The organism is Actinokineospora sp. NPDC004072 (genome assembly GCF_053604195.1).
In genome coordinates this window covers 354,417-364,923 of record NZ_JBSGHB010000005.1, presented here as the reverse complement: position 1 = coordinate 364,923, position 10,507 = coordinate 354,417, and the positions used below count along the sequence as shown (strand labels likewise).

General features: G+C 73.8%; 8 protein-coding genes. All 8 read right to left on the bottom strand.

Translation table 11 applies throughout. The features are described from left to right. Positions 1-927 precede the first annotated feature (927 nt). Positions 928-1,425 (bottom strand): SRPBCC family protein, encoded by a 498-nt coding sequence (locus ACWEPX_RS10730; protein WP_451896878.1) that lies wholly within the window; start codon positions 1,423-1,425, stop codon positions 928-930. Next, entirely contained in the window at positions 1,409-1,756 is a 348-nt protein-coding gene (locus ACWEPX_RS10725; protein WP_451896877.1) for an ArsR/SmtB family transcription factor, read from the bottom strand. The genes ACWEPX_RS10730 and ACWEPX_RS10725 overlap by 17 nt, the downstream gene beginning before the upstream one ends. A gap of 92 nt (positions 1,757-1,848) precedes the next feature. Beyond that, the gene (rho, locus tag ACWEPX_RS10720) at positions 1,849-3,735 is read right to left on the bottom strand and encodes a transcription termination factor Rho (RefSeq protein WP_451896876.1); all 1,887 of its coding nucleotides are present in this window, start codon (positions 3,733-3,735) and stop codon (positions 1,849-1,851) included. Positions 3,736-4,149: 414 nt separating this feature from the next. Further along, on the bottom strand, positions 4,150-5,022 hold the full coding sequence (gene thrB / locus ACWEPX_RS10715; RefSeq protein ID WP_451896875.1) for a homoserine kinase: 873 nt from the start codon (positions 5,020-5,022) through the stop codon (positions 4,150-4,152). Further along, positions 5,019-6,095, bottom strand: coding sequence for a threonine synthase (gene thrC / locus ACWEPX_RS10710; RefSeq protein ID WP_451896874.1), 1,077 nt, complete (start codon positions 6,093-6,095; stop codon positions 5,019-5,021). The genes thrB and thrC overlap by 4 nt, the downstream gene beginning before the upstream one ends. Further along, positions 6,092-7,399 (bottom strand): homoserine dehydrogenase, encoded by a 1,308-nt coding sequence (locus ACWEPX_RS10705; RefSeq protein WP_451896873.1) that lies wholly within the window; start codon positions 7,397-7,399, stop codon positions 6,092-6,094. Before ACWEPX_RS10705 ends, thrC begins: the two co-directional genes overlap by 4 nt. Then, on the bottom strand, positions 7,396-8,832 hold the full coding sequence (lysA, locus tag ACWEPX_RS10700; RefSeq protein ID WP_451896872.1) for a diaminopimelate decarboxylase: 1,437 nt from the start codon (positions 8,830-8,832) through the stop codon (positions 7,396-7,398). Before lysA ends, ACWEPX_RS10705 begins: the two co-directional genes overlap by 4 nt. A gap of 12 nt (positions 8,833-8,844) precedes the next feature. Continuing rightward, positions 8,845-10,491: an arginine--tRNA ligase gene (argS, locus tag ACWEPX_RS10695; RefSeq protein ID WP_451896871.1), complete on the bottom strand. Its 1,647-nt coding sequence runs from the start codon at positions 10,489-10,491 to the stop codon at positions 8,845-8,847. Positions 10,492-10,507 lie beyond the last annotated feature (16 nt).

Genomic DNA, 10,507 nt, shown 5'->3' with positions numbered 1-10,507 from the left:
CGTGGAGAAGGGCGGAGCGGGCAGGCCCGTCCACGCCCGGCGAGGGTAGCGGTGCTTCGCTCCCCACGAAGGCGAGTTCACCCCATCGGACAGACAACTGAGGCGCGTTGCGTTGGGTGGGCGGTCCCCTTCACCTCCGCGTCTCCACGCTCGACTTCCGCCGTCCCCTCCGCTTCCGTCTCCGCTCGATTCCGCCGTCTTCGTCCGCTTCCCTCTCCGCACTCGATTCCCGGTCCCGCCGTGTCCCTCCGCCTCCCTCGCCGCACTCGGCTCGTGCCGTCTGCCTCCGGCTTCCGTCGCCGCGCTCGGGCCCCGCTGTCCCCCTCCGGCTTCCGTCCCCGCGCTCGGGCCCCGCTGTCCCCCTCCGGCTTCCCTCTCCGCGCTCGGGCCCCGCCGTCTCCCTCCGGCTTCCATCCCCGCGCTTCGGGCCTCGGGCATCCTCGTCCGCTTCCGTCCGCGTTCGGGGCTCGCCTCGCTGCCTCCGCTCCCCTCGCGCTCGGGCCCCGTGGTCTTCGTCGGCTTCCCTCTCCGCGTTCGGGCCCTCGCCGTCTTCGTCACTTCCGTCGCGCGCTCGGGTTCCGCCCGGTCTTTCCTCCACCTCCTCTCGGCCTCTGCCCTTCTCCGCTCGGCCGTCTCCCTGTCCGTCGCCGCTGCTGCCTGCCTCCGGCCCGCTGCCTCCGCACTGCCCGCCCCCCTGTCTCAGCACCTCCCGGTCTCCCCCTGCCCGTCTCCCCTCCACTTCCCTCTCGCCTCTGTCCGCCTCCCCCCTGCCCGGCTCCCTCCCCCCGCTTCCCCTGCCCGCCCCTCGGCTCGCCTCCCCCTGCCTGCCTCCGCCCTGTTTCTCCCCCTGTCCGCTTTCCCCCGCCTCCTTCCGCCCGCTCCCCCTGCCTCCCTCCTCCATGCCCTCTCCCCCCATCCCCTACCGACTCAGGTCAAGGTGGTGGCGAGCTGCTCCAGCATGTCCATCGCGTCTTGCATGCCGGGTTCCATGCCGGAGTTGATGTGGGCGTCGCGGTGGTCGGGGAGGGTGTGGTGGATTAGGAGGGTGACGGTGGTGTGGGCGGCGTGTTCCTTAAAGGTGGCGGTGATGATGGCGGCGTCCGCTTCGGTGACGTCTGGGGCGCCCTCGTAGAGCTCGGTGTAGACGAGGCGTTCGTTGGGGAGGATTTCGCGGTAGGTGCCGTGGAAGGCGACCTCGACGCCATCGGGGGTGTTCATCGCGTAGCGCCAGGTGCCGTTGACGCGGAGGTCGACGTCGCAGACCGTCATGACTCCGCGGTTGGCGTGCCACCAGCGGCGGATCAGGGCCGGCTCGGTGTAGGCGCGGTAGACCAGGTGGGCTGGGGCGTTGAACTCGCGGGTGATGCAGATCTGGTCGGGCGCCGGGAGGGTCACCACGGCGGTGCCCTTAGTCGTGGTCGCCATCTTCCTGCTCCTTCAGCTCGTCGATAACGGATTCCATGAGGTCGAAGCGGGCCGTCCACGTGCGTTCGTAGGTCTTCACCCAGTCGAAGATGGGTTTGAGCGGGTGGCCGTTGAGGCGGTACAGGCGCTGCCTGCCCTCCTCGCGCACGTCCACCAGGCCGACCTCGCGCAGGACGCGCAGGTGCTTGGACACCAGCGGTTGGACGATGCCCAGAGCGGCGACCAGGTCGGTGACCGACCGCTCCCCCGCGGCCAGCAGGTCGAGGATCTGCCGCCGCCGGGGCTCGGCCACCGCGTTGAAGGCGTCTGTCGTGGTCGCTGCCCGTGCCATGCGCACCACGATACATACCCATATCGGTATGGATCAAGGCCGAAGAGAGGCCGCCCCGGGTGGTCCGGGGCGGCCTCTCCGCCAAGCCAGCCTCAGTCGTCGTGCTGCGACGGCGTCGTCTTGGCCACCTGCATCAGGAACTCGATGTTGGTGCGGGACTTGCGCAGCCGGTCGAGCAGCAGCTCGATCGCGGCCTGGCTGTCCAGGGCGTGCAGGACCCGGCGCAGCTTGACGGTGACCGCCAGCTCGTCGGGCGAGAGCAGCAGCTCCTCCTTGCGGGTGCTGGACTGGTCGACGTCCACGGCCGGGAAGGTCCGCTTGTCGGCGATCTTGCGGTCCAGCTTGAGCTCGGCGTTGCCGGTGCCCTTGAACTCCTCGAAGATCACCGTGTCGGCCGCGGAGCCGGTCTCCACCAGGGCGGTGGCGATGATCGTCAGGGAGCCGCCGTTCTCGATGTTGCGCGCCGCGCCCAGGAAGCGCTTCGGCGGGTACAGCGCGGTCGAGTCGACACCACCGGACAGGATGCGCCCGGACGCCGGGGCGGCCAGGTTGTACGCGCGGCCCAGGCGGGTGATCGAGTCCAGCAGCACGACCACGTCGTGGCCCATCTCCACCAGGCGCTTGGCGCGCTCGATGGACAGCTCGGCCACGGTGGTGTGGTCGCCCGGCGGGCGGTCGAAGGTGGAGGCGATGACCTCGCCCTTCACCGACCGCTGCATGTCGGTGACCTCTTCAGGCCGCTCGTCCACGAGCACGACCATCAGGTAGCACTCGGGGTTGTTGGTGGTGATCGCGTTGGCGATCGCCTGCAGCACCGAGGTCTTGCCCGCCTTCGGCGGCGAGACGATCAGCGCGCGCTGCCCCTTGCCCAGCGGCATCACCAGGTCGATGACGCGCGTGGTGAGGATGTGCGGCTCGGTCTCCAGGCGCAGGCGCTCGTTCGGGTAGAGCGCGGTCAGCTTGGTGAACTCGGGCCGGTTGCGGGCGCCGTCGGGCTCCAGGCCGTTGATCGTCTCCACCCGCACCAGCGGGTTGAACTTCTGCCGCTGCTGCTCGCCCTCGCGCGGCTGGCGGACCAGGCCGGTGATGGCGTCGCCGCGGCGCAGGCCGTACTTGCGGACCAGCGACAGCGACACGTAGACGTCGTTGGGGCCCGACAGGTAGCCGGAGGTGCGCACGAAGGCGTAGTTCTCCAGCACGTCGAGCACACCGGCGACCGGCAGCAGCACGTCGTCCTCGCGGACCTCGGTGTCGTTCTGCCCGCCACCGCCCTCGCCGCGCCCACCGCGCCTGCGGCGGTCGCGGAAGCGGCGACCGCGGCGACCGCCGCGCTCGTCGTCGTCATCGTCGTCGTCGACCCGGTGGGACTGCTGCTGGCCGCGGCTGTCCTGGCGGCCCCGGTCGCGGTCGCGCTCCTGGCGCTCGCCCCGGTCACCGCGCTCGGACCGGTCACCCCGGTCACCGCGCTCGGACCGCTCGCCCCGCTCGCGCTGGCGCTCCCGGCGGCCCTGGCCGTCGCCCTGCTGGCGCTCGGGGCGCGGCTCCTCGGCCGGGGCCTGCTGCGCAGGCGCCTCGGCCGGCGCGGCCGCCTCGGCGGCCACCGCCTTGTCCGGGCTGCCCGCGGGCCGGACCACGGCCCGGCGGCGGCGGTTCTCCCGCCGCGGGGCCTCCTCGGCCGCGGGGGCCTCCTTCGCCGGGGCCTCCGCCTTGGCAGGCGCGTCGGCCGCGCCGTTGAGCGGGAGCTCCTGCGGCGCAGGCGCCGCCGCACCCCCCTGCCGCTCCTTGATGGCCGCGATCAGGTCGCCCTTGCGCATGCCCGCGATTCCGGTGATGCCCAGCTGACCGGCGAGTTCCCGCAGCTCGGGGAGCACCATGCCGGACAGCCCCGCCCGCTTGCGCGGCGCCCCGCCGTTGCGCTTCGCGCCGGACTCCGGGGTCTCCGCAGCGCTGTCACTGCTCAGTAGATCGGTATTGCTCACACATGTCCTTCCTGACCGGCCCCCGCCTCCTACGTGGACCAGCGGACCGCCGCCCGACGGAACGCGAAGCGGCCGTTCTCCCCATCGGCGGCGCGCACCCGACGCGACGGCGGCCAGTTTCCCCGGCCCATCGCGCGACGCGGTCGCTGTTGGGGAGCATCTGGTCACCACGGTCGTCGGGTACCTGCCATCCCCGATCCGGCGTAGGCAGAACCGAGATCTTCGGCAGATGATGCGGCCCGGAGCAATTTCCCGGGAACGACACCGGGCGCCCGTGCGCGCGGTGACTGAACGCCCCCGAGGGTAGACGCCCGTCACGCAAGGTGCAACAACCGCCTTACAGCGCGTCGCACGAATCGTGACGCTGATCGGTGATGTCCGTCACCGCAAGATTGCGAGCAGATGACGACACCGTCACACAGCCTCAACAACCACGCCGACCCGGTCTATTCCGAGCGGCCACACCGCGAATCCGGCCAAGTCCAGACCCTCCGGCAGCTCATCCGCGGTGGACAGCGCCAGCACGGTCGGCCCCGCCCCGGACACCACCGCGGCGACGCCCCGCTCGCGCAGGTCGCGCACCAGGCGCAACGTCGCAGGGTAGGCGGCTTCGCGGTAGTCCTGGTGCAGGCGGTCGGCGGTCGCGGGCAGCAGCAGCTCCGGGGCCGCGGTGAGCGCGTGCACGGCCAGCGCGGCCCGGCCTGCGGCGAAGGCGGCGTCGGCGTGCGGGACGGCGGCGGGCAGCAGGCCGCGGGTGACGTGGGTGTCCGAGCGGGTGGCCGGGACGATCGCGGTCGCCCGCAGGTCCGGGTGCGGCTCCAGGCGCTGGGCCCGGAAGCCCTCGGCGTCCTGCCAGGCCACGACGAGCCCGCCGAGCAGGCTCGCGGCGACGTTGTCGGCGTGGCCCTCGAACTCCGCAGCCAGGTGCAGCGCCTCGGCGTCCAGCGCGCGCCCGGCCAGGCCGTAGGCCGCGGCGATCCCGGCGACGATGGCCGCCGCCGACGAGCCCAGCCCGCGCGCGTGCGGGATGGTGTTGTCGCAGGTCAGCTCCACCGGGCCGGGGTCGGCGCCGAGCTTGGCCGCCGCCGCCCGCAGCGCCCGCAGCACCAGGTGCCGCTCGTCGAGGGCGACCTCGTCGGCGCCCTCCCCGCGCACCCGGACCGAGGTGGCGGCGGCGGGCCGCACGACGATCTCGTCGTAGCGGCCCAGCGCCATGCCCAGCGCGTCGAAGCCGGACCCGAGGTTGGCCGTGGATGCCGGGACGCGGACCCGGACGCCCGCGCTCACGCCAGTTCCAGCGCCGCGGCCACCGCGGTGGCGTCCACCGGCACCGGCTCGACCTCGGCCACGCCGGACAGCGCGGTGTCGGGGTCCTTGAGCCCGTGGCCGGTCACCGTGCACACGACGGTCGCCCCGCGCGGGAGCCGCCCGTCCGCGGCGGTCTTGAGCAGGCCCGCGACCGAGGCCGCCGACGCGGGCTCGACGAACACGCCCTCGCGGGTCGACAGCAGCCGGTAGGCGGCCAGGATCTCCTCGTCGGTCACCGCGTCGATGAGCCCGCCGGACTCCTCGCGCGCGGCGACCGCGCCCGCCCAGGACGCCGGGCTGCCGACCCGGATCGCGGTGGCGATGGTCTCGGGGTTGGGCACCGGCTCGCCGCGCACGATCGGCGCGGCGCCCGCGGCCTGGAAGCCGAACATGCGCGGGCGGGCGTCGACCACCCCGTCCTGGGCGTAGGTCTTGTAGCCCTGCCAGGCCGCGGTGATGTTGCCCGCGTTGCCCACCGGCAGGCAGTGCACGTCGGGCGCGCGGCCCAGCACGTCGCAGACCTCCCAGGCGACCGTGCGCTGCCCGATCAGCCGCACCGGGTTGACGGAGTTCACCAGCTCGATGGGGTACTCGGCCGCGGTCTTCTGGGCCAGTTCGAGGCAGTCGTCGAAGTTGCCCTGGATCTGCAGGATGCGGGCGCCGTAGGCCACGGCCTGGGCCAGCTTGCCCAGCGCGATCTTGCCGGTGGGCACCAGGACCGCGCAGGCCAGGCCCGCGCGGGCGGCGTAGGCGGCCGCCGACGCCGAGGTGTTGCCGGTGGAGGCGCAGATGACGGCCTCGCGCCCGATCGCCTTGGCGTGGGTGACGGCCACGGTCATGCCGCGGTCCTTGAACGAGCCGGTGGGGTTGACGCCCTCGGTCTTGAGGTAGACCTGCGCCCCGGTCAGCTCGGACAGGTGCGGGGCGGGCAGCAGCGGTGTGTTGCCCTCCCCCAGGGTGATGACCTCGGCGCCCGGGGGCACCGAGATCCGGCTGGGGTAGGCCCGGATGATGCCCGGCCAGCCCGGCCGCACGTCGGTGGGGACGGTCATAGCTCCTCGCCTTCGACCCGCATCACGCTCACGACCTCGTGCACGAACGGCAGCCCGGCAATCTTGTCCACAGTGGACCTCAGGGCCGCGTCCGGCGCGGAGTGGGTGACGATGACCAGGCTCGCGTCGGCCGAGCGCCCCTCCTGGCGCACGGCGGCGATGCTCACCTCGTGCTGGGCGAACACGGCGGCCACGGCCGCCAGCACGCCCGCGCGGTCGGCCACGTCCAGGCTGATGTGGTACCTGGTCGCGGCCTGCGCGATGGGTCGGACCGGCAGGTCGGCGTAAGCCGACTCGCGCGGACCCCGCCCGCCGACGACCCGGTTGCGGGCTACCGCCACCAGGTCGCCGAGGACGGCGCTGGCGGTGGGTGCACCACCGGCGCCTCGTCCGTAGAACATGAGCTGGCCCGCGGCGTCCGCCTCGACGAACACCGCGTTGAACGCGCCGTTCACCCCGGCCAGGGGGTGCGAGCGCGGGATCATCGCCGGGTGCACGCGCACCGCGACGGCCTCGCCGTCGGGGCCAGCGACGCGCTCGCAGATCGCCAGCAGCTTGATCGTGCGGCCCAGGGCGCGGGCGGCGGCCACGTCGGCCGGGGTGACCGCGGTGATGCCCTCGCGGTGCACCTGGCCCGCGGTGACCCGGGTGTGGAAGGCGATGGAGGCCAGGATCGCGGCCTTGGACGCGGCGTCGTAGCCCTCGACGTCGGCGGTCGGGTCGGCCTCGGCGTAGCCCAGCCGGGCGGCCTCGTCCAGCGTCTCGGCGTACCCGGCCCCGGTCTCGTCCATCGCCGAGAGGATGAAGTTGGTGGTGCCGTTGACGATGCCCATGACCCGGGTTATCCGGTCGCCCGCCAGGGACTCGCGCAGCGGGCGCAGCAGCGGGATGGCCCCGGCGACAGCCGCCTCGAAGTACAGGTCCGCGCCGCTGGCGTCGGCGGCGGCGAACAAGTCGCCCGCGTGCTCGGCCAGCAGCGCCTTGTTGGCCGTGACCACCGATTTGCCCGCTTTGAGCGCGGCCAGCAGCCACTCCCTGGTCGGATCGATGCCGCCGACGACCTCGACCACCACGTCCACGTCGTCGCGGGTCACCAGCTCGGCTGGGTCGGTGGTCAGCAGGTGGGCGGGCACGCCCGGCCGGGCCTTGTTCGCCCGGCGGACGGCGATGCCCGCCAGCTCCACCGGCGCCCCCACCCGGGCCGCGAGGTCGTCCGCCTGCGCGGTCAGCAGGCGGACGATCTCCGTGCCCACCGTCCCGCAACCGAGCAGCGCGACGCGGATGGGTTCAGCGGCCTCGATCACGGCACCTCCAGGCGCAGCAGGTCGTCCACGGTCTCCCGGCGCAGCAGCAGCCGCGCCGCGCCGTCGCGCACCGCGACCACCGCGGGCCGGGGCAACCGGTTGTAGTTGCTGGCCATCGAGTAGCAGTACGCGCCGGTCGCGGCCACGGCGAGCAGGTCGCCGGGGGCCAGATTCTCCGGCAGCCAGCAGTCTCGCACCACCACGTCCCCGGACTCGCAGTGCTTGCCCACTACGCGGGACAGGGTTGCGCCGGTGGCCTGCCCGCCCTCCCCCGCCGAGCGGGACACCAGGCGGGTGTCGTAGACCGCGTCGTACAGGGCCGTGCGGATGTTGTCGCTCATCCCGCCGTCGACGCTGACGTAGCGGCGGACCGCGCCGTGGCCGACGGTGACGTCCTTGGTGGTGCCGACCTCGTAGAGGGTCACCGTGCCCGGCCCGACGATGGCCCGGCCCGGCTCGACGGCCACCCGGGGCACGGCCAGCCCCTCCTGCTCGCACTCCTTGGTGACGACGGCGCGCAGCTGCTCGGCCAGCCAGGCGGGCGGCGGCGGGTCGTCGGCGGCGGTGTAGGCGATGCCCAGGCCGCCGCCGAGGTCGACGGTGGTCAGCTCGGCCAGCGCGTCGGACCCGTGCGCGCGGTGCAGCTCCGCGAGCAGCCCGATCACCCGGTGGGCGGCCACCGCGAAGCCGTCGGCGTCGAAGATCTGCGAGCCGATGTGGCTGTGCAGGCCGACCAGCGCCAGCCCGTCGCTCTTGAGCACCCGCGCGCACGCCTCGGCCGCCGCGCCGCCTGCCAGGGAGAAGCCGAACTTCTGGTCCTCGTGCGCGGTGGCGATGAACTCGTGGGTGTGCGCCTCGACCCCGACGGTCACCCGGACCAGGACCGGGGCCCGGACGCCGCGGTCGCGGGCCAGCTTGTCCAGCCGGGCGATCTCCTGGAAGGAGTCGACCACCACGCTGCCGACGCCCGCGTCCAGCGCGGCGGCCAGCTCGGCGGTGGACTTGTTGTTGCCGTGGAAGGTGATCCGCTCGGCCGGGAAGTCCGCGCGCAGCGCCACGGCCAGCTCGCCGCCGCTGGCCACGTCCAGGCCCAGCCCCTCGTCGGCCACCCAGCGGGCGATCTCGACGCTGAGGAACGCCTTGCCCGCGTAGTGCACGTTCGCCGGGTCGCCGAAGGCGCGCGCGTGCTCGCGGCAGCGCGAGCGGAAGTCGTCCTCGTCGACGACGAACAGCGGCGTGCCGTAGGTCTCGGCCAGCTCGCGCACGTCGACCCCGCCGATGCGGACGGCCCCGTCCGCCCCGCGGGCGGCGGTGCGCGGCCACACCTGCGGGTGCAGCTCGTCCAGCTCGGCCGGGCCGCCCGGGCGGGCGACGGCGATGGTGCTCGGCGGCAGGATCTCGGCGTGGCGGGGGCCTGCCGGGTGTGCCCTCATGTCAGCTCCAGGTCACATGCGTTCAGGGGCGGCGACGCCGAGCAGGCCGAGGCCGTTGGCCAGGGTCTGCCGGGCCGCGGTGCACAGCGCGAGGCGGGCGCTGTGGCGCGGGCCGGGCTCCTCGTCGCCCTGCGGCAGGACCCGGCAGGCGTCGTGGAACCGGTGGTAGGCCCCGGCCAGCTCCTCCAGGTACCGGGCGACCCGGTGCGGCTCGCGCAGCTCGGCGGCGGTGGCCACCACGCGCGGGAACTCGCCGATCGTGCGGATGAGCTCGCCCTCGCGCTCGTGGTCGAGCAGGCCGAGGTCGGCCCCGTCGGCCCGCACGCCGAGGTCGTCGGCGCCGCGCATCAGCGACGCGAGGCGGGCGTGGGCGTACTGCACGTAGTACACCGGGTTGTCGTTGCCACGCTTGGCCCACAGGTCCAGATCGATGTCCACTGTGGAATCGACAGACGACCGGATGAGCGCGTACCGCGCGGCGTCGACGCCCACGGCGTCCACCAGGTCCTCCATCGTGATCACGGTGCCCGCGCGCTTGCTCATCCGCAGCGGCTTGCCCCCGCTGACCAGGTTGACGAGCTGTCCGATGAGGACCTCGACGGCGCCCGGGTCGTCGCCCAGCGCCGCCGCGGCGGCCTTGAGCCGGGCCACGTAGCCGTGGTGGTCGGCGCCCAGCAGGTACAGGCACAGGTCGAAGCCGCGGGCGCGCTTGTCCTGGAAGTAGGCGATGTCGCCTGCGATGTAGGCGGGCTCGCCGTCGCTCTTGATGACGACCCGGTCCTTGTCGTCGCCGTACTCCGTCGAGCGCAGCCACCAGGCGTCGTCGCGCAGGTAGAGCGCCCCCGACACCTTCAGCTTCTCGACCGCCTCGGCCACCGCGCCCGATGCGTGCAGGGAGTCCTCGTGGAAGTAGACGTCGAAGTCGGTCTTGAAGGCGTGCAGGCTGGCCTTGATCTGCTCGAACATCATCCCGACGCCGACGCGGCGGAACACCTCGGCCGGGTCGTCGGCGGCCAGCGCGCCCGGCTCGGCGCGCAGCACCGCGGCGGCGATGTCGCCGATGTAGGCGCCCGCGTAGCCGTCCTCGGGGGTCGGCTCGCCGCGCGCGGCGGCCAGCAGCGAGCGGACGAACCGGTCGATCTGGGCGCCCGCGTCGTTGAAGTAGTACTCCCTGGTCACCGCCGCGCCCTGGAAGGCGAGCACCCGGCCCAGCGCGTCGCCGACGGCCGCCCAGCGGGTGCCGCCCAGGTGCAGCGGGCCGGTCGGGTTGGCGCTGACGAACTCCAGGTTCACCCGGCGCCCGGCCAGCGCGTCGCCGCGGCCGTAGTCCGCCCCCGCCGCCAGCACCTGGGCGACGATCGCGCCCTGGGCCGCCGCGGCGAGCCGGATGTTGATGAAGCCCGGCCCGGCGACCTCGGCCGAGGCGATCCCCGGCACCGCGGCCAGCGCCTCGACCAGCCAGCCCGCGAGGTCGCGGGGGGCCACGCCCGCGCGCTTGGCGACCTGCATGGCCACGTTGGTGGCGTAGTCGCCGTGCTCGGGGTTGCGGGGCCGCTCGACGGTGACGGCGGCCGGGACGAGCCCCGCGTCGGCGCCGCGGTCGCGCAGGACCCGCACGGCGGCAGCGCGGACGGCATCGGCGAGGGCAGCAGGGGTCACGACCGCCAAGTCTAGG

What these genes read in the sequence shown, in the direction of transcription:
- ACWEPX_RS10730 (WP_451896878.1), bottom strand. Translation starts at nt 1,425, where the DNA reads ATGGCGACCACGACTAAGGGCACCGCCGTGGTGACCCTCCCGGCGCCC.
- ACWEPX_RS10725 (WP_451896877.1), bottom strand. Translation starts at nt 1,756, where the DNA reads ATGGCACGGGCAGCGACCACGACAGACGCCTTCAACGCGGTGGCCGAG.
- thrC (WP_451896874.1), bottom strand. Translation starts at nt 6,095, where the DNA reads ATGACCGTCCCCACCGACGTGCGGCCGGGCTGGCCGGGCATCATCCGG.
- lysA (WP_451896872.1), bottom strand. Translation starts at nt 8,832, where the DNA reads ATGAGGGCACACCCGGCAGGCCCCCGCCACGCCGAGATCCTGCCGCCG.